The 25,586-nt window shown below is 68.8% G+C and carries 24 protein-coding genes; 14 read left to right on the top strand and 10 right to left on the bottom strand.

Annotated features, from left to right (window positions below; translation table 11 throughout):
- Positions 1-114: 114 nt before the first annotated feature.
- The 3 genes from AB0H49_RS12570 (at position 115) to AB0H49_RS12560 (ending at position 1,032) form a co-directional block, all read left to right on the top strand.
- Positions 115-339: a hypothetical protein gene (locus tag AB0H49_RS12570; RefSeq protein ID WP_357250549.1), complete on the top strand. Its 225-nt coding sequence runs from the start codon at positions 115-117 to the stop codon at positions 337-339.
- A 108-nt stretch (positions 340-447) separates the two neighbouring features.
- Positions 448-702 carry a GNAT family N-acetyltransferase gene (locus AB0H49_RS12565; RefSeq protein ID WP_357250546.1) on the top strand — a complete coding sequence of 85 codons (255 nt, stop codon included), beginning with the start codon at positions 448-450 and terminating at the stop codon, positions 700-702.
- Between the two features lie 147 nt (positions 703-849).
- Entirely contained in the window at positions 850-1,032 is a 183-nt protein-coding gene (locus AB0H49_RS12560) for a DUF6011 domain-containing protein (RefSeq protein WP_141808942.1), read from the top strand.
- 52 nt (positions 1,033-1,084) lie between these two features.
- Here the strand turns inward: AB0H49_RS12560 and AB0H49_RS12555 are convergent, their stop codons facing one another.
- Positions 1,085-1,192, bottom strand: a complete 108-nt coding sequence (locus AB0H49_RS12555) for a type II toxin-antitoxin system YoeB family toxin (protein WP_357250543.1) — start codon at positions 1,190-1,192, stop codon at positions 1,085-1,087.
- Positions 1,193-2,296: 1,104 nt separating this feature from the next.
- Positions 2,297-3,463: a MerR family transcriptional regulator gene (locus AB0H49_RS12550; RefSeq protein ID WP_357250540.1), complete on the bottom strand. Its 1,167-nt coding sequence runs from the start codon at positions 3,461-3,463 to the stop codon at positions 2,297-2,299.
- On the opposite strand from AB0H49_RS12550, the gene acpM reads away from it, so the two are divergent.
- Entirely contained in the window at positions 3,429-3,734 is a 306-nt protein-coding gene (gene acpM / locus AB0H49_RS12545) for a meromycolate extension acyl carrier protein AcpM (protein WP_357250537.1), read from the top strand. The genes AB0H49_RS12550 and acpM overlap by 35 nt on opposite strands.
- Positions 3,735-3,943: 209 nt before the next feature.
- Here acpM and AB0H49_RS12540 read toward each other — a convergent pair whose 3' ends face one another.
- The 3 genes from AB0H49_RS12540 to AB0H49_RS12530 all read right to left on the bottom strand — a co-directional run bounded on the left by AB0H49_RS12540 (position 3,944) and on the right by AB0H49_RS12530 (position 7,196).
- The gene (locus tag AB0H49_RS12540; protein ID WP_357250534.1) at positions 3,944-4,552 is read right to left on the bottom strand and encodes a hypothetical protein; all 609 of its coding nucleotides are present in this window, start codon (positions 4,550-4,552) and stop codon (positions 3,944-3,946) included.
- 391 nt (positions 4,553-4,943) lie between these two features.
- Entirely contained in the window at positions 4,944-6,023 is a 1,080-nt protein-coding gene (gene ychF / locus AB0H49_RS12535; protein WP_355001913.1) for a redox-regulated ATPase YchF, read from the bottom strand.
- A 252-nt stretch (positions 6,024-6,275) separates the two neighbouring features.
- Positions 6,276-7,196 (bottom strand): NADP-dependent oxidoreductase, encoded by a 921-nt coding sequence (locus AB0H49_RS12530; protein ID WP_357250530.1) that lies wholly within the window; start codon positions 7,194-7,196, stop codon positions 6,276-6,278.
- Between the two features lie 174 nt (positions 7,197-7,370).
- On the opposite strand from AB0H49_RS12530, the gene AB0H49_RS12525 reads away from it, so the two are divergent.
- On the top strand, positions 7,371-8,207 hold the full coding sequence (locus AB0H49_RS12525) for a helix-turn-helix domain-containing protein (protein WP_357250527.1): 837 nt from the start codon (positions 7,371-7,373) through the stop codon (positions 8,205-8,207).
- A 10-nt stretch (positions 8,208-8,217) separates the two neighbouring features.
- Positions 8,218-8,640: a VOC family protein gene (locus AB0H49_RS12520; protein ID WP_357250525.1), complete on the top strand. Its 423-nt coding sequence runs from the start codon at positions 8,218-8,220 to the stop codon at positions 8,638-8,640.
- Positions 8,641-8,651: 11 nt separating this feature from the next.
- Here AB0H49_RS12520 and AB0H49_RS12515 read toward each other — a convergent pair whose 3' ends face one another.
- From AB0H49_RS12515 to AB0H49_RS12505, 3 genes are all read right to left on the bottom strand, one after another.
- A complete protein-coding gene (locus tag AB0H49_RS12515; RefSeq protein WP_357250522.1) occupies positions 8,652-9,638 on the bottom strand; it encodes a carbohydrate ABC transporter permease in 987 nt (328 codons plus the stop codon).
- Entirely contained in the window at positions 9,635-10,600 is a 966-nt protein-coding gene (locus AB0H49_RS12510; RefSeq protein WP_355001918.1) for a sugar ABC transporter permease, read from the bottom strand. The genes AB0H49_RS12515 and AB0H49_RS12510 overlap by 4 nt, the downstream gene beginning before the upstream one ends.
- A 219-nt stretch (positions 10,601-10,819) precedes the next feature.
- Entirely contained in the window at positions 10,820-12,109 is a 1,290-nt protein-coding gene (locus AB0H49_RS12505; RefSeq protein WP_357250982.1) for a sugar ABC transporter substrate-binding protein, read from the bottom strand.
- Positions 12,110-12,383: 274 nt separating this feature from the next.
- Here AB0H49_RS12505 and AB0H49_RS12500 point away from each other — a divergent pair, with 274 nt between their 5' ends.
- The 7 genes from AB0H49_RS12500 (at position 12,384) to AB0H49_RS12470 (ending at position 19,604) form a co-directional block, all read left to right on the top strand.
- The gene (locus AB0H49_RS12500; RefSeq protein ID WP_357250518.1) at positions 12,384-14,654 is read left to right on the top strand and encodes a carbon starvation CstA family protein; all 2,271 of its coding nucleotides are present in this window, start codon (positions 12,384-12,386) and stop codon (positions 14,652-14,654) included.
- Positions 14,654-14,896 carry a YbdD/YjiX family protein gene (locus tag AB0H49_RS12495; protein ID WP_357250515.1) on the top strand — a complete coding sequence of 81 codons (243 nt, stop codon included), beginning with the start codon at positions 14,654-14,656 and terminating at the stop codon, positions 14,894-14,896. Before AB0H49_RS12500 ends, AB0H49_RS12495 begins: the two co-directional genes overlap by 1 nt.
- Before the next feature lie 193 nt (positions 14,897-15,089).
- A complete protein-coding gene (locus tag AB0H49_RS12490) occupies positions 15,090-16,706 on the top strand; it encodes an Ada metal-binding domain-containing protein (RefSeq protein ID WP_357250979.1) in 1,617 nt (538 codons plus the stop codon).
- Positions 16,707-16,740: 34 nt separating this feature from the next.
- Positions 16,741-17,253 (top strand): methylated-DNA--[protein]-cysteine S-methyltransferase, encoded by a 513-nt coding sequence (locus AB0H49_RS12485; protein WP_357250512.1) that lies wholly within the window; start codon positions 16,741-16,743, stop codon positions 17,251-17,253.
- A gap of 139 nt (positions 17,254-17,392) precedes the next feature.
- Positions 17,393-18,988 (top strand): MFS transporter, encoded by a 1,596-nt coding sequence (locus AB0H49_RS12480; protein ID WP_357250509.1) that lies wholly within the window; start codon positions 17,393-17,395, stop codon positions 18,986-18,988.
- A 35-nt stretch (positions 18,989-19,023) separates the two neighbouring features.
- Positions 19,024-19,179: a hypothetical protein gene (locus AB0H49_RS12475; RefSeq protein ID WP_355001923.1), complete on the top strand. Its 156-nt coding sequence runs from the start codon at positions 19,024-19,026 to the stop codon at positions 19,177-19,179.
- Positions 19,176-19,604, top strand: a complete 429-nt coding sequence (locus tag AB0H49_RS12470; RefSeq protein ID WP_357250506.1) for a type II toxin-antitoxin system VapC family toxin — start codon at positions 19,176-19,178, stop codon at positions 19,602-19,604. Before AB0H49_RS12475 ends, AB0H49_RS12470 begins: the two co-directional genes overlap by 4 nt.
- 1 nt (position 19,605) lies before the next feature.
- Here AB0H49_RS12470 and AB0H49_RS12465 read toward each other — a convergent pair whose 3' ends face one another.
- Both AB0H49_RS12465 and AB0H49_RS12460 read right to left on the bottom strand, forming a co-directional pair.
- The gene (locus AB0H49_RS12465; protein ID WP_357250503.1) at positions 19,606-22,707 is read right to left on the bottom strand and encodes an SMC family ATPase; all 3,102 of its coding nucleotides are present in this window, start codon (positions 22,705-22,707) and stop codon (positions 19,606-19,608) included.
- A gap of 223 nt (positions 22,708-22,930) precedes the next feature.
- Positions 22,931-24,118: an exonuclease SbcCD subunit D gene (locus AB0H49_RS12460; protein ID WP_357250500.1), complete on the bottom strand. Its 1,188-nt coding sequence runs from the start codon at positions 24,116-24,118 to the stop codon at positions 22,931-22,933.
- Positions 24,119-24,352: 234 nt separating this feature from the next.
- Between AB0H49_RS12460 and AB0H49_RS12455 the strand changes: the two genes are divergently transcribed.
- Complete coding sequence (locus AB0H49_RS12455) at positions 24,353-25,516, top strand: DNA recombination protein RmuC (RefSeq protein ID WP_357250497.1); 1,164 nt, start codon at positions 24,353-24,355, stop codon at positions 25,514-25,516.
- Positions 25,517-25,586: the final 70 nt, after the last annotated feature.

The raw sequence follows: 25,586 nt of genomic DNA, 5'->3' as shown, positions 1-25,586 counted from the left end.
AAGATCTCGCCACGGGCAGTAGCGATGTGCCTGACCGCCCCCGTTCTCGCACTCACCGCGACAGCAGCGATCGCCGGAACCGCCGCCGCTGACTCGTCCGGCTGCGAGGGGTCGATGAACGGTTCATGGGCGTACAACGGCGTGTGCCGAGGCGGAGAAGGCACCTACCGCCTCGAAATCGATTGCGTCGGATACAACTTCGCGGCCTTCCCACCGGCCATCGGCCCGTACACCACGCGCGTCGACTTGCCCGTCGGACAGCCGGGCACGGTCGCTTGCTTCGGCCCGAACTGGTCCAGCGCCGGATGGGCCGTGGGCTCGCGCATCTTCCGGCTCTGATCGCACCGGCCCGTGGTCGTCCACTGGCCCGCGTCCCGATCAGTGGACGACCACCGGTCCGCGTCAACCGCATCGTCGAAGGCGTCCACGAGGCGATGCCATGATCTGATGGATCAACATCCAAGCAAGGCCGATAAGGCCGACAACCTGATCGGAACATTCGAGCTCAAACGGCGCGCCGCCGACGAGCCCGGCCACGTCACCGACGACGGTCAGGAACTGGAACTGGGTTACCTGATGCGGCGCCACGCCTGGGGCGCGGGCCTGGCGTTCGAGGCCGCTGCCGCCGTATTGCGCACGGCCGCAGCCGAACTCCCCGACCAGCCGGTCCTCGTCGCGACCCGAACCGCCAACAAACGCTGACTGCTCACGCGACCATCGAAGGTGTCCGAACGAAAACGCCTCCTACAAGCGTCCTTTCCTGATATCCAGCGGCCGTGATCGCCCAAAAGGTGTCGGCCCCCTGTGTCACTCTCGAGGTCGGAGCAGCAGCGGCCGAAGGAGCGCGAAATGGCCGAGACCGACGATCGTCCCGAGATCAGGCTGGTAGCCCATTGCCGCCGCTGTCACGGCTGGCTGGTGTCGGCGGAATCGGTCGCGCAGGGCATCGGTCCGACGTGCGCCATCCGCGAGCGGGCCGAACAGCGCGCCGCCGCAGCGCGCGAGCTCACCCTGTTCGACATCGTGGCCTGAAGACGCGGGTGCTCGCGTTCGGTCGGGCAGACACTGTCGGAAACCGCCGAGGTCAGTCGTCGTAGCGCCCGCCGACTCCAATCACAACCAACTCACTGTCCGTGACGTAGTAGATCAGCCGATGTTCGCGGGTGACTCGCCGCGACGAGTGCCCCGCCAAGTGATGCTCAGCGGCTCGGGCTTGCCAATGCCGACGAACGGTCCGCAAGCGCAGCGTTCATGACCTTGTTCGCCGCCTTCAGGATCGTGCGGTCGCGGGCCAACCATGAGGTGTAGGTCTTCCACCCCACCCATAGGCGGTGAAGACCAATTTGCGATCAGACATCCGGATCGATCAGCTCGTGGGCCTCGGCGGCGCCGCGCCGCGCCGCGTGCGCCGATTCGATCGACCGAGGCCGACTGCGTTTCCCATACGTGACAAGCCAGCGCATGACTGAGGTTGCGAAGATCCTATGGTGAGGTTCAGGTGCTGAGCGGAGTTCCGAAAATGCGGCGCAGCGAAGCGGCTGAGGGTAGAGCGATAGAGCCGGTTATCGTTGATTCATCACGTGAGCGACGGCCCGCAAGCCTGGCTCCGGCGCTCAGTGTGACCGATCAGGAAACGAGTGTCGCGGTTGAGGGAGAATTCGGACGTGATCGATGCAATCAGGAAGAAGTTGAGAGATCGACCCGGGGTGCCGTCGATCGTGACTCCGACGGGTGCGACGGCACTCGTCGGCTGCTAGCTCGATGTCGGACCGGGAAGAACCGGGACGCGGATCCCCTCCGGAGCCCGGCGGGACGAGGTTCGACGCGGTGGAACGGTTGCGCAGAAGGCTCGAAGGCCTGAGGGCTGCCGAGACCGGTTCCGCCGAGGCGGGAGACGGCACGTCGAAAGTCACCCGGCTCCCACGTCGACCGCGGCGCGTTTCAGAATCCGGTGAGCGTCCCAACCAACCTTGGCGTTCGGAAGGCGGCTCCGTCTACGATCCGGCTCCGACCAGGCCCGTGCTGCGCTCGGAACTGCAAGCCGAGACAGGACGGTGGCCGGTCGACCCGAGTGCCGCGCGGCACGCCGCTGCGGAGGATGATCCGGGCAGCGCCGACCACCATGGGAGTGTCATCGATCTCGGCGCGATGCGGCGGAAACGAGCTGGCGAGGACGCTCCGGCCGCCGGCATTCGGCGCATCGCCAGACCGCGCCGCATTGGAACCAGGTCCAGCACCGACGATTCTCAGGACAGCGCCCCCACCGATGCCACTGATCCTCCACACTCGGACGGACCTACTCGGGGGCACTGACTCGCCGATTTCGGCGTGATCGCTCGTTGCCCTGCCGCTGGGCCGCCGGGGCCTCGGCCACGTCGGTGGAGTGGGCCAATGCGGTGTACAGCCAGTTGTGCGCTCGCCCCACAGTGATACGAGTTCCGAGCAACTGGCCCGTCAGCGCCCAATAACGATGAATCCGGCAGTCGGTATCGGTTGCGTCGATCAGTAATTGCTCGCGGAACCGCGGGGAATCGCGTTCCCCTCGCGCGAGGGCATGGGCGTTGACGAACCGATCGAGTTCGCTGCCACCACGCGGCCGCACACCGTCCGCGACAAGCGGCACCACCTCCCGCAGTGCGTGGTCCACGTCGGCATACAGACCTCGATGATCGCGGATCAGCTCTGGGCGATTCCGCAAAAGTTGCTGCTGCACAACACTCTTCATCTTGGGATCGGCGACAAGCCTGGCCAACTCGGCGTACGCGACAACCTCGTCAGCGGACGGGTCGGCGGGCGGCTCCGGGACATTCCAGCCCACGTAGATATCGACGTCGCGCCGAGGTATCCGTGCGAGGACGCGCCGCCAGAACCGTACGAGGGAATCGTGCGCCGCGCTACCGTCCTGTGCGGCGGCCAGCAACGCGAGTCGCTCGGCCCGCTGCGGTGGGGTGGCCGTCTCGACTGCCCGCAGTGACGCCCGCCGCCACGCCAGCGACCTGAATTCGATGTCGAGTCGGGCACTTTCGGCGGCGACGACCTCAGTGATCGACCGCTCTTCTTGCAGCACTGCGGTGATCGAGCTCAGCCCGAGACCGAGCGCGCGCAACCGCCGGACCAACAGCAGTCGTTCGGTGGCGCTGTCGGCGTCGAACATCCGATGCCCGCCGGCGCTGCGGCGGGATTCCAGAATGCCCTCGTCGCAGTAGAACCGGATTGTGCGCACCGCGAGCCCGGTGCTGCGCGCCAATTCCCCAATGCTCACCAGCACGCCGGCCTGTGTGTCGTCCGTCACAACCTGTTGAACCTCCACCCCGGTGGAGCTTTTAGCGTACTGGTACCGCCGTTCGGCCCCACACGGAGGAACCAATGCCGTGCTGGAAGGCGAGAGGCGTTGTGCGGATATGTGATTACACCGAGGAGGTTGATTCGTGGCTACCACGCGGGAAGAAATCGTCGCAGGCATCGCGGAGATCGTCGAGGAGGTGACCGGCATCGACGCTTCGGAGGTGGTGATCGAGAAGTCCTTCGTCGACGACCTGGAAATCGACTCGCTGTCGCTGGTGGAGATCGCCGTGCAACTGGAGGACAAGTACGCCGTGAAGGTCCCCGACGAGGACTTGGCGAGCCTGCGAACCGTCGGCGACGCGGTTGCCTACGTCCAGAAGATGGAGGTCGAGGAGCCGCAGATCGCCGCGGAAATGGAGGCGAAATTCAAGGAAGACCGAGAGAATTAAATGCCATCGAGTAAGCCCCCACCGGCTGTCCGGATGGGGGCTCACGAGAACCTCTACCAACAGCGATAACGAGCTGCGTTACTTCTTCACAGGCGGTGATGCGCTGAAGCGCGATTCGACGCCGTCTCGGTTGGCGTCGCAGCCATCGTTGCGATTCCCGGCCGCAAACGCGCGGCCCACGCGCACGCACGTCCAAGGCGGCCGCGCCCCTACGTCCGCGCCGACAGCAGCATCGGCTCGTGCAGGTCGAAGTAGGTGACCTCACCCATGAGCCTGCGCTCCTCCTCGAACAGAGGCCGCAGATCATCCGGAATCTCGACCTTCTCGTGTTCGCGGGCCTCCGCTTCGGACCGGAAGTACACCGCCTCGACGTACCCGTCGGTGCCATAGGTCGACAAGGTGCCGCCGAGAATCTCCGGGCGCAGCTCGTGCACGCGATCACCGGTCTGCGCCAGCAGCTCGCGCATCCGTCGCGTATCGGTCGTGTGACCCTCCATGACCTGTACGAAGCCGGCTTCGTCGGAGCCGCCGCCCATCCACTGCGTCACCTCGGGGCAGTCCATGAAGGTGACCGGCCCGTCGAAGCACCGTTCGGTTTCGGCCCACCAGGCACCCTGTTCTGGGCGCGCACTGTTGCGTCGCGCCGCCTCCTCGGATTCGAAACGGGCCAGCGCGATGAATGTGCCGTCATCGGACAGTCCGTATGTCGTGCCGAGATAGCCGACGGCCCCGGGTTCGAGTTCCGTCGTCCACCGATCCATGCACCGACGCAATTGGTCGACGTCGGACACCTTGCCTTGAATCACTTGGATGAACATCTGTCCTCCTCGTGGTGGAGCGATCGCTCCGCGAAGGTCGCGAGGCCGAAGCGTCGCGGTCCACCGAGCGTGTGCCACCGCGCGGCCCGCGAACGCCGCCGTCGCCAGGTCAATCGTTCACCGACCACCAGGCCCACGCAAGTACGATCCGGGTTCGGCGAACTCGCGGGCCTCTTCGGAAACGACCTGGACGAACGTTCGCTCGCGGCTCTCCGGTAATGCCGCCATTCACGGTTCGCGGCAGTCGACACGTCCTGAATCGCTGTTGGGGGTCAAAGGTTATCCGGATGAGGCGGGCGTCCTGTGCAGCTCGGTGAGTTCCCACCCGAATCTCCGGATGGGCTCAGTTGATGCCAGCTGGCTGCGCCGCGGCGCTGGACTCTTCGATCAGCTACACGTTGAAGCGGAATTCGACGACGTCGCCGTCGGACATGATGTAGTCCTTGCCCTCCATGCGCACCTTGCCCGCGGACTTGGCGGCCGCCATGGAACCCGCGGCGACCAGGTCGTCGAAGGCGACGATTTCGGCCTTGATGAAACCGCGTTCGAAGTCGGTGTGGATGACGCCGGCGGCCTTGGGGGCGGTGTCGCCCTGGTGGATGGTCCAGGCGCGGGATTCCTTGGGGCCTGCGGTGAGGTAGGTCTGGAGGCCCAGGGTGTGGAAGCCGGCGCGGGCGAGGGCGTGCAGGCCGGGTTCGGTCTGGCCGATGGATTCGAGGAGTTCCATGGCGGATTCGGTGTCGAGCTCGAGGAGTTCGGCTTCGACCTTGGCGTCGAGGAAGACGGCGTCGGCGGGGGCGACGGAGGCCTTCAGCTCGGCGACCTTGGCTTCGTCGGTGAGGACGGACTCGTCGGCGTTGAAGACGTAGAGGAAGGGCTTGATGGTGAGCAGCGAAAGCTCTTTGAGCAGTTCGGTGTCCACCTGATCCTGCGCGGCGAACAGGGTCTTGCCGCTGTTGAGGATCTCCTGGGCCGCCTTGGCCGCGTCGGCGACCGGCTTGCGGTCCTTCTTGACCTTGGCTTCCTTCTCCAGCCGCACGACCGCCTTCTCCAGGGTCTGCAGGTCGGCGAGGATGAGCTCGGTCTCGATGACCTCGATGTCGGCGGAGGGGTCGACCCGGCCGTCGACGTGCACCACGTCGTCGTCGGCGAAGACGCGCACCACCTGGCAGATCGCGTCGGCCTCGCGGATGTTGGCGAGGAACTTGTTGCCGAGGCCCGCGCCCTCGGACGCGCCCTTCACGATGCCGGCGATGTCGACGAAGGACACGGTGGCGGGCACGATGCGCTCGGAACCGAAGATCTCGGCCAGCTTGTCCAGCCGCGGATCGGGCAGCGGGACCACGCCGACGTTCGGCTCGATGGTCGCGAACGGATAGTTCGCGGCAAGCACGTCGTTCTTGGTCAGCGCGTTGAACAGCGTCGACTTTCCGACGTTGGGCAGGCCGACGATTCCGAGGGTGAGACTCACGAGGTACAGAGTCTACGCGCCGCGGACCTCCGCCCTCCTCGCGCCTGCCGCATCGTCCCGGCGGCCGCCGGACCCACGCCGCTGATCGTGCTCGATCTGGCGACCGACTCGCGGACGATTCACCGGCACGTCAACGTCGCGAGCTGACGGCGCGCGTCGGCCCGGCATGGGCGGTGCGGCCATGCCGATCGGGGGCAGCGATCACCTGTCGGCCGCACATTTGCGGCGCGGCCGACAGGCGGTCGGCGTCGATCAGGGAATCAGCACGACTTTGCCGAGGTTGCCGCGGCTTTCGATCAGCGCGTGCGCGGCGGCCGCGTCTTCCAGCGCGAACTCCCCGTGCACCACCGGCCGCACCTGGCCGGACGCGAAGTACTGCCACAGCTCCTGCCGCCAGTGCTCGTACACCTCCGGCGTCTCGCGCGCGATCCGCGCCATCTGGAAACCGATCACCGCTTTGGCGCCGGACAGCAGGTCGTAGGCCTGGATGGTGCCGCCGCCGGAGCTGTAGGCGACGAGACGTCCGCCCGGAGCGACGGCCGCCAGAGCGGGTCCGAGCAGTTCGCCGCCGACGGCGTCGAGCACGTAATCGACGGGCTCGCCCCACGACTCCCCGTAGACGACGACCTCGTCGGCGCCGAGTTCGCGCAGGAACTCACCCTTGGCGGGGTCGGAAACGGCGGCGACCACCCGCTTGGCCCCGCGCACCCGCGCCAGCTGCACGGCGAGATGACCGACGCCGCTCGCTGCCGCGGTGACCAGCGCCGATTCACCGGACTGCGGCTTCGCGGCGTCCAGCGCACCGAGCGCGACCAGACCGCTGCGCACCAGCGCGACCGCGTCGACGGCGGAGGCCCCGTCGGGAATCGGCGACGCCATCTCCTGGCGCAGCAGGGCGTACTCGGCGTAGCCGTGGCCGAAGCACAGACCGGTGACGCGGTAGCCGGGCGCGAAGTCGGTGACGCCCTCGCCCACGGCGATCACCTCGCCCGCGATCTCACCGCCGAGCGGGATCGGCTCGCGCTGTTCGCGCACCTTGCGCACCACCGGCAGGGTCACGCCGATCGCGTGGACCTTCACCAGAAGTTCGCCGGGCCCGGGTGTCGGTGTCTCGGCCGATTCCACCTCGAGCACCTCGGGACCACCACTGCGCTCGTATCGGATTCGACGCATGACACCTCCACTCCTCGTCTGAAGGCGTAACGGTAACCGGGTAGCAACCCGAACTCACACACTCGAGGCGCCCCGTGTGCGCGATCTCACCGCACCCCGCGCCGAGGTGTGCGCCACGTTCACACGGCGGGCGATCGGTACGCGAATTGCCCGCGCGGGCGTACCGTGACCCGTATGGAGCCGACCACGGAGGTGGTGACGGCCCGCCCCGCGCCCGCGCTGGCGGCGTTCATCGATCACTACCTCGGCTACCGGATGACGGGATACCGGCCCGGCACGCACCGGGGCCTGCCGTCGCGCCACCTCACGTTCATCGTCGCCATCGGACCGACCATCGACGTTGTGGCGCAGACCGATCCGTCCCAGGATCCACGCGACTATCGCTGCGTGCTCAGCGGCTTGCAGGCGAGTTCGGCCGCCATCGCGCACAACGGGACCCAGGAGGGCGTGGCCATCGCGCTCACTCCGCTCGGCTGCCGGACGCTGTTCGGCCTGCCCGCCGCGAAGATCTGGAACATTTCGCTCGAATGCGCCGAGGTCGCGGGACCGACCGGCGACGAGCTGTGGGAGCGCCTACAGGGCGATGCCCCGTGGTCGCGTCGGTTCGCCGTCTGCGACGAGATCCTGACGCGCCTCGCCTGCCCGGATCGCCTCGTCATCCCCGAGCTCACCTGGGCCTGGCGTGCCGTGGTGGCCAGCGGCGGCACCGCGAGCATCGGCCCGCTCGCCGAACGCATCGGCTGGACCCGCCAGCATCTGACCCGCAAGTTCGGCGCGGAGTTCGGACTGAGCCCGAAGCTCGCCGCCCGCGTCACCCGTTTCGAGCGGGCCAGGCGGATGCTCGAGCACACGCCGTCGTTCGTCTCCATCGCCCAGGTCGCCGCGACCTGCGGCTACTACGACCAAGCACACCTGAACCGCGATTTCCTCGACCTCGCCGGATGCAGCCCGACCACCTGGCTGGCCGAGGAGATTCCATCCGTCCAAGACGAGCCGGGCCTCGGCGGATGAGGCTGGACGCATGACGAATCCCACGACGACAGACACCACCACCCGCACCGCTATCTGGCCCTGCCTCGCCTTCCGCGACGCACGGGCGATGACCGATTTCCTGGTGAACGCCTTCGGTTTCCAGGTCTCGGGCGTCTACGCCCGTGAGGACGAACCGTCGATCGTCGAGCACGGCGAACTGCGCTGGCCGCTCGGCGGCGGCATCATGTTCGGTTCCGCGGGCAAGGACGACACCCCGTTCGGCCAGCGCAAGCCCGGCAACGATTCGATCTACGTGGTCTGCGACAAGCCCGACGAGCTCTTCGAGCGCGCCACCGCCGCCGGGGCCGAGGTGGTGCGCGGACTGCGCGACGAGGACTACGGGTCGCGCGGGTTCACGGTCCGCGATCCCGAGGGCAATCTCTGGAGCTTCGGCACGTACTGGGGTGAATGAGCGCCCAGCGTTCACCGACCGCCGAGACCGGACAGCGTGATGCCTCGGATGAACGCCCGCTGACCGATCGCGTAAACCGCGAGCAGGGGCAGCAGGATGACGACCGCGGCCGCCATCAGCAGCGGCCACTGGGAGTAGTACTGCCCCTGCAAGCGGACCAATCCGAGGGTGACCGTCGCCAGCTCGTTGCGCTGGATCATCACCAGCGGCCAGAGGAAGTCGTTCCACACGGTGATCCAGGTGAGCACCGCGAGCACCATGAGGGCCGGGCGGGTGTGCGGGAGCAGCACGCGCCAATACACCTGCCAGGTCGAGCAGCCGTCGAGGATGGCCGCTTCCTCCAATTCGATTGGCAGCGTGCGGAAGAACTGCCGCATCAGGTAGGTGCCGAAGGCGCTGCCGAACAGGCCGGGCACGATCATCGACCACGCGGTGTCCACCCAGCCGAAGGCGCGCATGAGCAGGAACTGCGGGATGACCGTGACGGTGAGCGGCACCATCAGCGTCGCGAGATAGGCGAGGAACAACGCCTCGCTGCCGCGAAAACGTAAGCGCGCGAACGCGTATCCGGCCAGCGAGCAGAAGAACACCTGCCCGGCGGTCACGCACACGGCGTAGACGGTGGTGTTGAGCAGCATGCGCCCCATAGGCAACAGCTCGAAAACCCGGCCGAAGTTCGACCACTGCGGATCCTCCGGCAGCAAGGCCGGTTCGGTGATCTCGCCGTCCCGCTTCAGCGAACCCGACAGTGCCCAGAGGATCGGCGCCAGCGCGCACCACGCGACACCGGCGAGCGCGGCGTAGATCCCGATGCCGCGCACCAGCCTGCGCACGGCCGCCCGTCGCGCGCGATCGTCCGGGCCGACTGAATCACGCTCCCGCTCAACGGTTGCACCCGACTGAAGGTAACCACCGCCGCGTCCGACGCGGTGCAGGTGACCTTTGGTCGCGTTGCCGCCGCGCAGGCGGGGCCTGAGCAGGACCTTGTGTTTCTTCATAATTCCGTCTCCTCTCGCCGAGACAGACGCAACTGAAGAACCGTCAGCACCAACAGAATCGCGAAGATCACCCAGGCCAGCGCCGAGGCGTAGCCCACCTCGTAGAACCCGAACGCGTGCTGGAACAGCATGATCCCGAGCAGGTAGGTGCCCGTCTCCGGCCCGCCGTTGCCGCCGGTGAGCGCGTACGCCTGGTCGAAGGCCTGCACCGAGTTGATGACGGTGATCACGAAGACGAACGACAGCGGCCCGCGGATCAGCGGCAGCGTCACCGAACGGAAGCGGCGGACGGCCCCCGCGCCGTCGATCTCGGCCGCCTCGTACAGCGTCTGCGGCACGCCCTGCATGGCGGCGAGCAGGATGACGGTGGCGAACGGCACGCTCTTCCACACGGTCACGATGCTGAGCGAGACCAGCGCCCAGTCCGGGTCGGTCAACCACGGCACCGGGTCGACGCCGAACCAGCCGAGCACGATGTTGAGCAACCCGTCGTCGGTGGTGAAGATGAACCGCCACACGACCGCCATCGCCACCGTCGAAGCCACCAGCGGCAGGAACGCCATTGTGCGAAACAGGCCTATTCCGAACAGTTTCCGGTTCAACACGGCCGCGACGACCAGCCCGATCACCACCGTCGGCACCAAGGTCAGCACGGTGAACACCGCGGTGTTGCGCAGCGCGATGAGGAACAGCGGATCGGAGGTGAAGAGCCGCCGATAGTTCGCCGTTCCGACGAATCGCGGCGGGCTGAACAGATCCCAGGAGTGGAAGCTGAGATACAGCGAGAAGCCCAGCGGGAACAGCAGGAAGACCAGAACCGCCAACAGATTCGGCGCGATGAACAACCATCCGGCGCGCTCACGTCGGCGCGCCAGCCGACCGGGACGCGCCGTACCTCGTGAGCGCGGCGGCGGCGCGTCGTCGGCTGCTTCCACCAGAGTGTCGTCGACGGAAGTGCTCATGCCCGCACCTCGCCGACGCTCAGCTCCAGCATGCGCAACGGGCACATGATTCCCTCGCTACGTTCGCTCATGCCTGCGCCTCGCCGAGGCTCGGCTCCACCATGCGCGAGGCGCGCTGGCGCACGATTCGCTCACTGCGTTCGCTCATGCTTGCGCCTCGCTGACGCTCGACTCCAGCATGCGCGAAGCGCGCTGGCACGATTCGCTCACTGCGTTCCCTCATTGCGCCCCCAGCAACGCGTCGACATCCGCGGCGAGCCGTCCACCGAGCGACTGCGCCGTCGCCGCGCCGCGCAGCACCCGGTTCCCGCCGCGTTCGAGCAGCGCCGACACCTTGCCCCACATCGGCGTCACGGGCAGCGGACGGGAACTGGCGGGACCATCGGTCATCACGTCCAGATTGCGGATCTCGCGGTGCGCCGCCGCGAATCCCGGTGTGGCCATGGCGGATTTCAGCACCGGAACGAACAAGCCGGACGCTGCCACGATGGCCTGACCGACCGGCCCCGTCGCGAATTTCACGAATTTCCAGGCCTGTTCGATACGCGGACTGTCGGCGGCGATGGACAGTCCGGTGCAGCCGACGTCCGTGATCGCGCCGGGGCCACCGTGCGGGCCGACCGGCAACACGGTCAGATCGATGGGAACCCCTTCGTTGCCCGCGAATTCGGAGTACAGCCAGTGCCCGCCGAGCGCCATGGCCGCGCGTCCGCGCCGGAACAGATCCGGAGCCGAAACCGATTGCTGGTCGGCGACTCTCGGCGCGACCCGATGCCGCACCGCGAGATCGGCGTAGAACTGAAAGCCTTCCGCGAAGCGGGGATCGCCGAGATTGGTGCGGGTCGGATTCACCGAGGGCGTGAACCATTCGGCGCCGTTGTTCATCCCGAAGCAGGCGGCCGAGAAGTACGGCACCCAGGCGTCGGCGAAGCCCCACTGCGTGGTGCGCCCGTCGCCGTCGCGGCGGGTGAGTGCGCGGGCGGCGTCCAGGAACTGCTCGAAGCTCCACGCGTCACGCCACCGGGCGGGCGGCGTCAGCCCGGCTTCGGCGAACATCGCGCGGTTGTAGTAGAGGAAGACGCCGGACCACTGTTCGGGCAGCGCGTACTGGCCGCCGCCGTAGCTGAAGGTGTCGTACAGCGTGGGAAAGCTGTCGCGGCGCAGTTCGGCGGCGTAGCTCGGATCCCGGTCGAGCAGCGTGCCGAGATCGAGCAGCACGCCGCGCTCGGCCAGTCCCGCGTAGAGCAGTTCCCAGGCCATCAGCACGTCGGGGCATTTGCCGCCCGCGCAGTAGGTAAGCATCTGCTGCAACGGGTCGGGGCCCGACATGATGGTGCGCACGGGGATGTCGGGGTGCCGCTTGCGGAACTCGTCGATGATGCGCAGCCGGACGCGCGCCTCCTCGGGACGGGCCTGGAAGAAGAAGGTCAGCGCGTCGTCGTCGGAGCCGCACGCGTTCGCGAGCAAGGGCGCGGCGAGCGCGGAGCCGAGCAGGGTGCGCCTGCGAATCCCGCGCGGGGCGACAACCGGTGAACGCGCGGCGGGCGCAGGAGAAGTCGAATCCAGCACAGCCCTCCTCGGGCGGACATGGAGTGTGACGAACAGCATCGCAGCATACGTCCGGCTATGACTCAGGTGACGGCCGACACACGAACAATATTTAACGGTCGTCCATCGATGGCCGGAATCCGCGCAGTGGCGATCGGCGATCAGCTACTTTGTCTCGTGTTTCAGCAAGATCCCGCACGTCGAGATCCTGCGCGTTTCACAGGAGAGTAGGCAGATGGCGACAATCGAATATCTGCGGACCGATCCCGACCTGCCACCGGTCGGTGTCGTCGATCGGTCCCCGATAACCCCGGCCAAGAAGGCTGTTTTCGCCGGGATCGCGATACTCGGCGCGGTCGCCTGGGCCATCCTCGCCATCGCGCGCGGTGAGAACGTCAACGCGGTGTGGATCGTGATCGCGGCGGTGTGTACATACATCATCGCGTACCGCTTCTACGCGCGCTTCATCGAATGGAAGATCACCAAGCCGCGCGACGACGTCGCGACTCCGGCCGAAATCCTGGAGAACGGCAAGGATTTCATGCCGATGGACCGGCGGGTGCTCTACGGGCACCACTTCGCCGCCATCGCGGGCGCGGGTCCGCTGGTCGGTCCGGTGCTCGCCGCGCAGATGGGTTATCTGCCGGGCACCATCTGGATCGTGGTCGGCGTCTGCTTCGCGGGCGCGGTGCAGGACTACCTGGTGCTGTGGGCCTCCACCAAGCGGCGCGGGCGCAGTCTCGGCCAGATGGCGCGTGACGAGCTCGGCGCGGTCGGCGGCGTCGCGGCGATCGTGGCGATCCTCGTGATCATGATGATCCTGCTCGCGGTGCTCGCGCTGGTCGTGGTGAACGCGCTCGGCGAGAGCCCGTGGGGTGTGTTCTCCATCGCGATGACCATTCCGATCGCCCTGTTCATGGGCGTCTACCTGCGGTTCCTGCGGCCCGGCAAGGTCGGCGAAGTGTCGGCGATCGGCATCGCGCTGCTGCTGCTCGCCATCGTCTCCGGCGGCTGGGTGTCCGAAACCGAATGGGGCGCCGACTGGTTCACGCTGTCGCGGACCACCATCGCCTGGCTGCTGATCGCCTACGGCTTCCTCGCGTCGGTGCTGCCGGTGTGGCTGCTGCTCGCGCCGCGCGACTACTTGTCGACGTTCATGAAGATCGGCACCATCGGCCTGCTCGCGGTCGGCATCCTGATCACCATGCCGGTGCTGAAGGCCCCCGCGATCTCCGATTTCGCCTCCACCGGCACCGGTCCGGCCTTCGCGGGCAGCCTGTTCCCGTTCCTGTTCATCACCATCGCGTGCGGCGCGCTCTCCGGTTTCCACGCGCTGGTCTCCTCCGGCACCACGCCCAAGCTGCTGGAGAAGGAATCGCACGCGCGGATGATCGGCTACGGCGGCATGCTGATGGAGTCGTTCGTCGCCGTGATGGCCATCATCACCGCCTCGATCATCGACCAGCACCTGTACTTCGGCATGAACGCGCCGCTCGGCCTGACCGGCGGCACTCCGGAAAAGGCCGCCGCGTACACCAATTCGCTCGGCCTGGCCGGACCGCCCGCCACGCCGGAGACCTTCTCCGGCGCCGCCGCGGACGTCGGCGAGAACAGCATCATCTCGCGCACCGGTGGCGCGCCGACCCTGGCGGTCGGCATCTCCGAGGTGTTCCACCAGTTCCTCGGCGGCGAGAGCATGAAGTCGTTCTGGTACCACTTCGCGATCATGTTCGAGGCGCTGTTCATCCTGACCACGATCGACGCGGGCACCCGCGTCGCGCGGTTCATGACCTCGGACGCGCTGGGCAACTTCGGCGGCCCGCTGCGCAAGTTCAAGGATCCGTCCTGGCGGGTCGGCGCGTGGCTGTGCTCGTTCGTCGTGGTCGCGGCGTGGGGTTCCATCCTGCTCATGGGCGTCACCGATCCGCTCGGCGGCATCAACGCGCTCTACCCGCTGTTCGGCATCGCCAATCAGTTGCTCGCCGCCGTCGCGCTGACCGTCGTGATGACCATCATCGTGAAGAAGGGCCTGGCGAAGTGGGCCTGGATTCCGGGCATCCCGCTGGCCTGGGATCTGCTGGTGACGATGACCGCGTCCTGGCAGAAGATCTTCTCCGCCGACCCGAAGGTGGGTTACTGGAAGCAGCACAGCCTCTGCCAGCAGGCGCAGGAGGCGGGCAAGCTCTGCCTGACGGCGAAGACGCCGGAGGACGTGGACACCGTGATTCGCAACACCTTCATCCAAGGCACCCTCTCGATCGTGTTCGCGGTGCTGGTGCTGATCGTCGCGGTGGTCGGCGCGCTGGTGTGCTTCCGTGCTTGGCGTTCCGGTGGCGGCGAGACGACCGAGTCCCCGGAGGAGCCGTCGAAGATCTTCGCGCCGAGCGGGTTCCTCGCCACCGCGACGGAGAAGGCCGTGCAGAAGGAATGGGACGAGCTGATCGCGACGGGCAAGGTGCGCGCACCGGGCGCGGCCCACGCGGCCAAGGCGGAAGCGCCCGCGTAATGGGCGAATCGCTCGCGCCGCGGGAGGGCAGGTCAGCGCGACCGGCCCTCCCGCGGCGTGCGCTCGACGCGGTGCGCGCGGTCGTCTGGTGGTTCGACTCGATCCTCGGCGGCCAGGACTACCAGCGCTACGTCACCCACCTCCAGCGCAACCACCCTGACCGCCCCATCCCCAGCGAGCGCCAATACTGGCGCGACCGGCACGCCGAAGCCGACCGCAGCCCCACCAATCGCTGCTGCTGACCTCGCGGACACCCGTGCCACACACTTTCCACACGCCGCACATAGGCACCGGCTGTGTGAGGCGTGTGCGAGACGTGTGGGAAGGCCCGCGTGGGCCCTGTGGTCGTGGGCTGTGGGGGGCGGCGAGGGTGGGGGGGCGATGGCCGGGATGGTGGCTGATTTCCGCTAGCACGGCGCGGTGGGAACTGCCATTGTGGATTGCGTGACGATCACGGCGTTGGACTTCGAGCAGTGCTATCGGGCGGTGTCGACGCGCGACTCGCGCTTCGACGGTCAGTTCTTCACGGCGGTGCGCACCACCGGAATCTATTGCCGCCCTTCGTGTCCGGCGATCACGCCGAAGCGGGCCAATGTCAGCTTCCTCCCGACGGCGGCCGCCGCGCAGCACGCGGGATACCGCGCGTGCCGCCGTTGCCTGCCGGATGCGGCGCCCGGCTCACCGCTGTGGAACACCAGGGCCGATCTGGCCGCCCGCGCCATGCGGCTGATCGGCGACGGCGTCATCGAACGGGGCGGGGTGCCCGCGCTGGCAGCCACGCTCGGCTACTCCCAGCGCCAGCTCACCCGGGTGCTGACCACCGAGCTCGGGGCCGGACCGCTGGCGCTGGCCAGGGCGCACCGCGCGCACACGGCGCGGCTGCTCATCCAGACCACCGCCATGCCGATGTCGGATATCGCCTTCGCGGCGGGTTTCGCCAGCATCCGGCAGTTCAACGACACCGTGCGCGAGGTGTTCGCGGTCAGCCCGACAACCATGCGCACCGAAGCGCAGCGCGCGCGCAAAGATCCGGCGCAGGCTTCTCCGTCGGCGAACGGCACACTGTCGCTTCGTCTTCCGTTCCGTGAGCCGCTGGATCGCGCGTGGCTGGAGTGGTTCCTTTCCGCGCATGTCGTGCCCGGCATGGAGTCGTGGGAAGACCGCGTCTACACCAGGAATTTGCGCACCCCACACGGCCACGCGACGGCACGGATCGGCTTCCGTGGCGACCACGTGCGCGCCGAACTCGCGCTGCACGACATGCGCGATCTGGCGCCGACCGTGGCGCGGCTGCGGCACCTGCTCGACCTGGACGCCGATCCGGTCGGCATCGACGAGGTGCTCGGCGCGACGCCGCTCGGCGCACCGGCCGACGCGTTCGACACCGAGGACGCGCGGCGCCTGGCCACCGACACCCTGCCCGATATCGGCAGCGCCCCGGCCTCCGACGGACCCGCCGCGCGCAACGGTCGCGGACGGCTGCTGTTCACCCCCGGCATCCGGGTGCCGGGTTGCCTGGACGGCCCGGAACTGTTGTTGCGCACCATGATCGGGCAGCAGATCTCGGTCTCGGCGGCAGCCACTCACACCGCACGGCTGGTGGCGGCGTTGGGCGAACCGGTCGACGGGCCCGCGCCGCGGTTGTTTCCCACACCGGCCGTTATCGCCGAGCGGGGCGCCGAGGTGCTGACCGGTCCGGCGCGGCGCGTCCGCTCGATCATCGGCGCCGCCGCCGCGCTCGCCGCGGGAGATCTGCAACTGCACGCCGGTCGCACCGCGACGGACCTGCGCCGGGACCTGCTGGCGCTGGACGGCGTCGGGCCGTGGACCGCCGACTACGTGACGATGCGGCTGCTGGCCGATCCCGATATCTTGCTCGACACCGACTTGGTCGTCCGGCAGGGCGCGGACCTGCTCGGCATCGACCTGAGCGATACCGCACGCTGGGCGCCGTGGCGCTCCTATCTGTCCATGCACCTGTGGAAGACCGCGCTGAGCAGGCGCGCGGCCGCACCCAAGCGGCCTGCCCGCTCGGCAAGCAAGACCGACTGAACATCCCTGCCGCACCCTCGAAAGCGAGCACACCATGAGCATCGAATCGACCCGCGCCGCCGACTTCGCCGTCGTCGACACCCCCATCGGCCCGTTCACGGCGATCGCCGACGACGAGGGCGCGGTGCTGGCCTCCGGCTGGACCGCCGACGCGGAGAACCTGCGCCTACTGATCCACCCGATGCTGCGTCCACCTGTTCTGCGCCAAAAAGATTCGCTCGGCGCCGTCACCGAGGCCATCGTCGCGTATCACCGCGGGGAGGTGCACGCCATCGACGACGTTCCGGTGCGCCAGCGGTCCGGGGAGTTCCTCATGCACGCCTGGGACGTGCTGCGGAAGGTGCCCGCGGGAGATCCGGTGACCTATACGGCGTTCGCCGCCATCGCCGGGCGGCCGGAAGCGACCCGTGCCGCGGCCAACGCGTGCGCGCGGAACGCGGCGGCGTTGTTCGTGCCGTGCCATCGGGTGCTGCGGATCGGCGGGGCGCTCGGCGGGTTCCGGTGGGGGTTGGACGCGAAGAGGTGGTTGCTCGATCACGAGGGGTGAGATTCGCGGATTCGCATGCGCCGGTTATCCATCGGGTGACCGGCGCGTTTGCGTTCTAGAGGTGGGGATCGCCCACTTGACTAGAGTTCAACTCTAATGACATTCTCGCTGGAGTTAAGCTCTAGCGAGAGGACGGCTCATGGCCGCGAAAGTCTTCGACCGCCGGGAACGGTTGGTCCTGTTGCTGATCACCGTCGTGGAACTGGTGGTCTTTCTCGACACCACCGTGCTGAACGTGGCGCTGCCCGCCATCGGCGCGGACCTCGATCTCGGCGAGGCCGGGCTCGGCTGGGTGACCAACGCTTACCTGCTGGCGTTCGGCGGGTTCATGCTGCTCGGCGGGCGGGCCGCCGACCTGCTCGGACCGCGCAGGGTGTTCACCGGCGGGTTGATCGTGTTCACCGCGGCTTCCGCGCTGGCGGGCTTCGCCGACTCCGCCGCGCTGCTGATCGCCGCGCGCGCCTTGCAAGGCGTCGGCGCCGCGGTGCTGATCCCGGCCCAATTGGCCCTGCTCACCGCGAGTTTCACCGCTGAGGCGGCCAGGAACCGGGCGTTCGGGGTGTGGAGCGCGATGGGTGCGGCGGGCGCGGCGATCGGCACCGCGGTGGGTGGGCCGCTGACGGATGCGTTCGGCTGGCCGTCGATCTTCCTCGTCAACGTTCCGGTCGGACTCGTCGCGCTCGCCGGGATTCGACTACTGCCGCCCGACACCGCGCGGGCGGGCGAGGGGGTGCGCAGGCTCGACGTTCCCGGTGCGCTCACCGGCACGACGGCGCTGCTGCTCGTCGGCTACGCGATCGGGGCGCTCGGCGACGCGGGCACCCGCGGGTTCGCGGCCGGGCTGCTCGCGCTCGGACTGGCCTTGCTCGCCGTCTTCGTGGTGGTCGAAGCACACAGCCCGCATCCGCTGATGCCGTTGCGGCTCTTCAGGATTCGCCAGGTGAGCGGCTCGGCGGTGGTGAACGCACTGGTCGGCGCGGCGCACGTGCCCACCTTCGCGCTGCTCGCGCTCTATCTACAGAACACCCAGGACTACAGTCCGACCCGCTCCGGTCTCGCGGTGCTCCCGGTCGCGGCGGTGAACATCCTGGCCTCCCGCACCCTCATCCCCTACCTCATGGACCGCCTCGGCCCGGCCCGCGTGCTGGCGATCGGCCTCGCGCTGCAAGCCGTCGCCATGGGCTGGTTCGCCCGCCTCCCCGCGCACGCCGACTACCCGATCGACGTCCTCCCCGGCGCGATCCTCCTCGGCATCGGCCTCCCCGCCGCCTTCGTCGGCGTCACCGCACCCGCCGTCACCTCCGTGGACGCCGCCGACGCGGGCATCGCCGCCGGCATCGTCAACACCGCCCAGCGCGTCGGCTCCGGCCTCGGCGTCACCGCCCTCCTCCTGCTCGCCGACCTGATCGCCACCCGCGCCACCACCTCCCCCGACACCGCCTACCGCACCGGCCTCACCACAGCCTTCGCCACCGCCGCCGCCTTGGCCGCGCTCGGCGTGGCACTCACGGTGGTGCTACTGCGGTCGAGGAGTGCGGCGCCGGAGAGTGCAACCGAGGACACGACGGCCAGTCGTTCCAGAACCACAGCCGCGGTCGACGAAGAAGGCGCCACGGCGGACACACCGAGCGGCGGCGCGGCCACGGCCGACGCGAATACTCGCAGCAGCGGCACAGCGGCTACCGCTGCGGCAACCACCGCAGCCGACGATGCGGCGTCGAGCGCAGCAGACTGACCGGTGAGCACCGCCGCACCCGTCGGCGGACCGCGGTGCCACGGGACGAAGTGCTCGCGGCCTTCGTCGGACTTTCTCCCGCCGCGCACGACTGGGCAGCCGAAGCGGCCGAGGTAGTGGACGACTCGATCTTCGATCCATACGACCGCGCCCACCGGCTCGGACAGTTCGCGCCTGGCGAGAGCGAATGACATCTGTCCCGGAGCGAGGACTGGTCGACACCAATGTCCTCGTACTCATCGACGCCTTGGCACCCGCTGAACTCCCCGCCGAGCTGGTGGTGGGCACCCCGACGATGGCGGAACTCGCCTCCGGCCCGCACTATGCCCGCGACCCCGCCGAACGAGCTCGGCGGATCGAACGGCTGCAGAACGCCGAAGCCATCTTCGAGCCGCTGCCCTTCGACACGCGTGCGGCGCGCCGCTACGGCCACGTCATCGCGGCGGTCCTCGCCGCGGGACGAAACCCTAAGCCGCGCAGGGTAGACCTGATGATCGCCGCGATCGCATCGGTCCACCACCTGCCACTCTTCACCGTCGACCCAGCCGATTTCGAGGGCCTGAGCGGCCTGATCGACGTCCGCCCCGTAACGCACCCCGACGACCTTCGCCAGTAATTCAGGCGACGGTGGTTTGGAGGTGGGAGCCGGTGCGGCCGCGGATGACGTGTAGGCGGCTGGGGATGCGTTGGCGCATCTCGTCGACGTGGCTGACCAGGCCGACGACGCGGCCGCCTGCGCGGAGTTCGTCGAGGACGCCCATGACGGCGTCGAGGGTGTCGGCGTCGAGGCCGCCGAAACCTTCGTCGATGAAGAGGGTGTCCAGGACGAGGCCGCCGGATTCGGCGGCGACGGTGTCGGCAAGGCCGAGGGCCAGCGAGAGGGACGCCATGAATGTCTCGCCGCCGGAGAGGGTTTTGGCGGGGCGCACGGCGCCGGTGTAGTCGTCGCGGATGTCGAGGCCGAGACCGCCGCGCCTGCCGCGCGGTCCCGCCTTGTCGGAGTGCACGAATTCGTAACGGCCGCCGGACATTCGGCGCAACCGCACCGAACCGGCGAGCGCCACTTCCTCTAGGCGGGCGGCGAGCACATAGGAGCGCAGCGACATGCGCCGGTTGTTCTCGCCGCGGCCCGCGACCACTTCCGCGAGCCCGGCCAGCTCTTCGTGCGTGCGCTGGAGGGGCGCGATCCGGTCCACCTCGGCCCACAGCTGGCCGCCGAGTTCTTCCAGCAGTTGCACCCGCCGTCCCGCCTCGGCCTGCGCGGCGACGGCGGTGTTGAGCCGGGTCTGCGCGTCGGCGAGTCCGCGCTCCAGCTCGGCGAAGTCGCCGAGTTCGGCGGTGGCGGCGGCTTGGATCTCGGGCTCGGCGAGCACCTTCTCGGCGTGTGCGCGGGCGTTCTCGGCGGCGAGGAGTTCCGCGTCGATCTCCTGCTGCCGCTGCGGGGTTCGCGAGGCGGCGGTGACGACGCGTGCGTAGGCGGTGAGCAGGGCGACATCGTCGCGGGCGGCGTCGTGGTTCCATTCTTGCGGAATGAAACCGGCGGCGCGCGCCAGACTTTCGACGCGATCCGCGACCGCGGTGACCTGCTCGCGAGCGGACGCCGCGGCGGTGCGTGCGGCGCGCAGCGCGGTGGCGTCGGTGACCAGTCCGTTCAGGCGGGCGCGGCGGCGGTCGATGGTCTCGTCGGCGCCAGCGGCGGCGCGCAGACGTTCGGAGAGTTCGTCGAGGCGGGCGATCGACGCCGTGATGCGGGCGATGACGGTGCTGGCCCCGGCTTCGGCCGCGCGCAAGTCGTCGTGCAGGCGCGTTTCCTCGGTGCGCAACCGGGAGAGTTCGGCCGTCGATCCGTCGGCCAGCGCGGCGAGTTCGGCGGCGTCCTCGTAGCGGTGGGTCGCCGAGCGCAGTGCGGCGGCGAGTTCTACGCGGTCGGCGTCGCCGCCGCGGGCGGTCAGCGCCTCGATCTCGCGTTCCAGTCCGGTGATTCGGGCGTGGACGCGGTCGCGGTTCTCCTCGGCGGTGCGCTCGGCGGCCACCGCCGCATCCTCCGTTTCCCTGGAGACGGCGCTCGGCGCGGGCCGAGCCGGGGCCGGATGGTCCGCCGCGCCGCACACCGCGCACGGCTCCCCCTCGACCAACTGACCCGCCAGTTCCGCGGCCATGCCTGCCAAGCGGCGCTCGCGCAGGTCGAGCACCCGCTCCTTCGCGTCGTTGTGCGCGGTGCGCGCGGTCTCGAACTCGATCCGCGTGCGATCGAGATCCGTTCTACGACCGGCCAATTCGACGGCAGCCGTGGCGGCGGCCTGGAGGCGTTCGCATTCGGCGATCAGCGACGGCAAAGTCGCGGCGGCTTCGGTCGTCTCGCGCACCCGCGCCTCGGCCGCGGCGATCGTCGCGGGCAGGCGCTCGCGCCGACCGGTCAGCTCGGTCATCCGTTCGGTCAGGGCGGCGGATTCGGTACGCAGATCATCTATTTCGCGACGAAGCCGGTCGGCCGCCGACGCATCGGCCCGCACCTCGTCTAGCGCGCCGATCTGGGCGCTCCAGCGACGGACCACGTCGTCGAGGTCCGCGTCGGACCGAATCGTCGGACCGGTCGCGACCGCGTCCGAATCATCTTCCGCTTCGATGTCTTCCGAGCCGACCAGCTCGGACCCACCGATGTCGGCCGCGGCCGGATCCAGCAGCGCGGAAGCCAATCGCGCCGCGGCGGCGCTCGCCTCGTTCTCGCGACGACGCGAGGTCATGACGGCGGCGCGCGCCTCGTCGATCGCCTCCGCGACCGGCTGGGCGCGACGGGCAGCTTCGAGTTCCGCACGCAGCGCGGTACGGTGCTCGGCGCGCGCCGCGTACTCCTCGAGGTCAGCCCGCGCGGACTCCATCCGGCGCCGCAACTCCGCCAGCCGCCGCTGCTCGTCGGCGAACTTGCGAAGCTCGACCGAATTCTGCTGGCAACGTTCGGCTTCCGTACTCGCCTGCGCCAGATCGGTGCGAGCCGTGGCGAGCAGATCCTGCGACCACGCCACCGCCTCCAACGCGCCGACCGACTCCGTCACGCTCAGACCCGCCGCACCGCGGATCTGCGCGATCAGCCGTTCGATGCCCTGCCTCCGGGACTCCAGTTCGGCCGCCGAGGCGCGTCGCTTGTCGGCGAGCCACTGTTCGGCGGTGCCGAAACGCTCGGTGTCGAATAGCTTTTCGAGCAGCTTCTCGCGATCCTCGTTGTCGGCACGCAGGAAACGCGCGAAGTCGCCCTGGGGCAGCAACACCACCTGGAAGAACTGGTCGGCGCTCATGCCGAGCAGACGGATGATCTCGTCGCCGATGTCCGGGATGCGGGAGAGGTTCTCGCCGCGCCCGTCCAACCAGGTCAGCGTGGCCTTGGGCGGATCGGTGCGGGTGCCGGTGCCGCGCAGCTTGGGGCGCTCGAATTCGGGAATCCTGGTGAGCCGCAAGCGTCGTCCGCCCAGCGTCGCCTCCAACACGACCTGCGGCGGCGTCTGTTCCGGCGCGTGATCGGAATGCAGGCGCTTGCTTTCACCGCGTGCGCCGGGCACCCGGCCGTAGAGGGCGAAGGCGATCGCGTCCAGCACTGTCGTCTTACCCGCGCCGGTCTGCCCGTGCAGGAGGAAGAGCCCGTCCGCGCCGAGCGCGTCGAAGTCGACGACCGTGGTGTCGGCGAACGGGCCGAAGGCGGTCATCTCCAACCGATGCAGTCTCATGCGGCGGCCTCGCGCCACACCCTCCGCGACCGCCCGCGCCACTCGGTCCGCACACGCCCGTGCCATTCACTCCGAGCTCTCCCGCGCCATTCACTCGGTGCGCCCCCGCGCCTTTCGGTCCGCACTCCACCGCGCCATTCACTCCGCGCGGTCATGCGCCATCCACTCGACGCAGCCGCACGCCGATCACTCAGCTCGGACAAGCGCCTTCCGTTGTCGGTGATCATGCGGTCAGCTCGCCGGAGAGCGGAAGCTGCGCGGGCGCTGCGGACACCCGATCGGGCTCGGCCACGGCGGCGGCCAGCGCCCGCTCGATCCACTTCATCTCTCCCGCGCTCGGCGCACCGCGCACGTCGGTGAGGAAGCTCTGCGCTACTTCGGTGTCGCGGCGGCCGTGCACCCGCTCACGGTAACGCAGTTCCGGGTTGCCCTCGGGGCGTATCCATTCCACGTGCACGGCGTGCGGGAAGCGCTCGCGCAGTTTGCGCAGCGCGTCGATCGGACGGGCCTGGTCGACGAGGGTCGCGGACACGTAGTGGTCGACGGCCGTCTCGTGCGCCGGGTCGGCGAGCAGCTCGTCCAGCGTCCCGGTGAGGCGGCTGAGACCGCGCACCACCGGCAGGTCACGGCGCTGCACGGACGACAGGCCGTCGGCATCCAGGTCGACGATCCACACGGCCTTGCGATGCGAACTCTCGGCGAACGAGTACGGCAGCGGCGAGCCGGAATAGCGCACCGACTCGGACAGCGTCTGCGGCGAATGCAGGTGGCCGAGTGCCACGTAGTCGATGCCGTCGAACTCCGCGAGGGGCACAGTCTCCACCCCGCCGACCGAGATGGAGCGCTCCGAGCCGGTCGCCGCGCCGCCGACCACGAACGCGTGCGCGAGCACCACGGTGCGCGCTCCCGGCCGCGTCGCGATGTCGGCGCGAATCCGGGCCATCGCCGCCGCCAAGATCTCGGCGTGCGAACGCGCCTGCGGGACATCGAGTTCGGCGCGGGTGATCTCCGGTTCCAGATACGGGATGCCGTAGAAAGCCACTTCGCCGTGCTCGTCGGTCAGCAGGACCGGCAGATCGGAGTCCGCGACGGTGGTGCGCAGGTGCAGCCCGCCCGCCGCGGCGAAACTCGCGCCCGCGCCGAGCCGGGCGGGCGAATCGTGATTTCCCGAGGTCGCGACGATCACCGCGCCCGCGGCGCGGATGGCCTCGAAACCTCGGTTGCACACCGCGATCGCGTCGGCGCTCGGAATCGACCTGTCGTACACGTCGCCCGGTACGACGACCACGTCCACCGACTCGGCCGCCACGAGCTCCGCGATGGCGGCCAGCGAACGTGCCTGGTCGGCAAGCAGATCGACGCCGTGAAAGGTACGCCCGATGTGCCAATCCGAGGTGTGCAACATCCGCATGGCCCGAAACCGTAGAGCCACCCACCGACAGAGTTCAATTTGCCGCGCCTGCGGCACGGCGTGTTCGCGGCTGTGTTGTCGGCGCGCTGGCGCGCGTGTGTTCGTAAGACTCGCCCTCGAGCTGGCTGGGAAATGCGTCGGATGCGGTGTGATTCGGTGCGCTGACACCCGGCGCGGCCGCACGGCAGCTGGCTGGTTGCTCGGATGTCGGTGGGGTGCGGCACTATCTGGGCTATGACCGCACCGATGCTGTTCGCGCTGCTGCTGGTGTTCGCCGCTGGGGTCGGAATGGGCTGGCTGGGCCACAGTGCCCGGGCCGGGCAGCGGGCGGCGGTCGCGGAGGCGAGACTGGCGGCCGCCGCCGACAACGAGCGTTTGCTACGGCAATCGCTCAACGCGGCGAACGAGGATGCGGCGCGCAGGCATTCGAGCGCGGTCGGCGCCATGGTGGAACCGCTGCGCGAGGCGGTCGGCGCGCTGAACCAGCACATCCAGCAGGTCGAGCACCATCGCATCAACGCGTACTCGGGTCTGCGCGAACAGGTCGCCAACATGCAGCGCACCTCGCATCAGCTCTCCAGCCAGACCGGTCAGCTGGTCGCCGCGCTGCGGGCGCCGCAGGTGCGCGGGCGCTGGGGCGAGATCCAGTTGGAGCGCGTGGTGGAACTCGCCGGGATGACCAAACACTGCGACTTCTCCACGCAGGTGAGCAGGGCGGTGCGCGGCGACGGCGGACCGGACCGCATCGGTTCGGTGCGGCCCGATCTGGTGGTGTACCTGGCCGGGGGTCGGCACATAGTGGTCGACGCCAAAGTCCCGTTCACCGCCTACCTCGACGCGAGCACCGCCGAGGACCCCGACGTGCGCGCCGATCTGCTGGTGCGGCACGCCAAGCAGTTGCGCGCGCACGTCGACCAGTTGGCTGACAAGGCGTACTGGGCGGCTTTCGATCCCGCTCCGGAATTCGTCGTGCTGTTCGTGCCCGGCGACCCGTTCCTGGACGCCGCGCTGACCACGGACTCCGGGCTTTTGGAGTACGCGTTCGGCCGCAACGTGATCCTGGCCACGCCGACGACGCTGATCGCGCTGCTGCGCACGGTGGCGTTCGGGTGGCGCCAGGAGGCCGTGTCCCGGGATATGGCAATGGTCCAGCAATTGGGTCGGGAGCTCTCGGCGCGCCTCTGCATGACCGGACGGCATTTGGACCGGCTCGGCAACCAACTCGGCAAGGCGGTCGACGCTTTCAATTACGCGGTCGCGTCGGTCGAGTCGCGGGTCATGGTCACCGCGCGCAAATTGCACGAGCTCGAGATAGCCGAGCAGGAGGCTCCGGTGATCCAGCGGGTGGACAGCCGCCCGCGGGTCGTCGGCTTCGCCGACGCCGACGATTCGGCCTAGCCGACGCAGCCCGAGTCGATCCGGTCGAGTCGGCAACGGCCCCGCCGTAACCCCACCGAACGGTATGGCA

Origin of the sequence: Nocardia sp. NPDC050713 (genome assembly GCF_040654315.1) — a bacterium.
Classification (GTDB): Bacteria; Actinomycetota; Actinomycetes; order Mycobacteriales; family Mycobacteriaceae; genus Nocardia.
The sequence above is the reverse complement of the archived record's forward strand: the minus strand, read 5'-3'. Positions and strand labels throughout refer to the sequence as shown.

Bases quoted from the DNA above. Each gene is read 5' to 3' on its own strand.
- AB0H49_RS12570 (WP_357250549.1), top strand. From the start codon at position 115: ATGAACGGTTCATGGGCGTACAACGGCGTGTGCCGAGGCGGAGAAGGC.
- AB0H49_RS12565 (WP_357250546.1), top strand. From the start codon at position 448: ATGGATCAACATCCAAGCAAGGCCGATAAGGCCGACAACCTGATCGGA.
- AB0H49_RS12560 (WP_141808942.1), top strand. From the start codon at position 850: ATGGCCGAGACCGACGATCGTCCCGAGATCAGGCTGGTAGCCCATTGC.
- AB0H49_RS12550 (WP_357250540.1), bottom strand. From the start codon at position 3,463: ATGCCTGCGACGATTTCTTCCCGCGTGGTAGCCACGAATCAACCTCCT.
- AB0H49_RS12540 (WP_357250534.1), bottom strand. From the start codon at position 4,552: ATGTTCATCCAAGTGATTCAAGGCAAGGTGTCCGACGTCGACCAATTG.
- AB0H49_RS12530 (WP_357250530.1), bottom strand. From the start codon at position 7,196: ATGCGTCGAATCCGATACGAGCGCAGTGGTGGTCCCGAGGTGCTCGAG.
- AB0H49_RS12525 (WP_357250527.1), top strand. From the start codon at position 7,371: ATGGAGCCGACCACGGAGGTGGTGACGGCCCGCCCCGCGCCCGCGCTG.
- AB0H49_RS12520 (WP_357250525.1), top strand. From the start codon at position 8,218: ATGACGAATCCCACGACGACAGACACCACCACCCGCACCGCTATCTGG.
- AB0H49_RS12515 (WP_357250522.1), bottom strand. From the start codon at position 9,638: ATGAAGAAACACAAGGTCCTGCTCAGGCCCCGCCTGCGCGGCGGCAAC.
- AB0H49_RS12510 (WP_355001918.1), bottom strand. From the start codon at position 10,600: ATGAGCACTTCCGTCGACGACACTCTGGTGGAAGCAGCCGACGACGCG.
- AB0H49_RS12500 (WP_357250518.1), top strand. From the start codon at position 12,384: ATGGCGACAATCGAATATCTGCGGACCGATCCCGACCTGCCACCGGTC.
- AB0H49_RS12495 (WP_357250515.1), top strand. From the start codon at position 14,654: ATGGGCGAATCGCTCGCGCCGCGGGAGGGCAGGTCAGCGCGACCGGCC.
- AB0H49_RS12485 (WP_357250512.1), top strand. From the start codon at position 16,741: ATGAGCATCGAATCGACCCGCGCCGCCGACTTCGCCGTCGTCGACACC.
- AB0H49_RS12480 (WP_357250509.1), top strand. From the start codon at position 17,393: ATGGCCGCGAAAGTCTTCGACCGCCGGGAACGGTTGGTCCTGTTGCTG.
- AB0H49_RS12470 (WP_357250506.1), top strand. From the start codon at position 19,176: ATGACATCTGTCCCGGAGCGAGGACTGGTCGACACCAATGTCCTCGTA.
- AB0H49_RS12465 (WP_357250503.1), bottom strand. From the start codon at position 22,707: ATGAGACTGCATCGGTTGGAGATGACCGCCTTCGGCCCGTTCGCCGAC.
- AB0H49_RS12460 (WP_357250500.1), bottom strand. From the start codon at position 24,118: ATGCGGATGTTGCACACCTCGGATTGGCACATCGGGCGTACCTTTCAC.
- AB0H49_RS12455 (WP_357250497.1), top strand. From the start codon at position 24,353: ATGACCGCACCGATGCTGTTCGCGCTGCTGCTGGTGTTCGCCGCTGGG.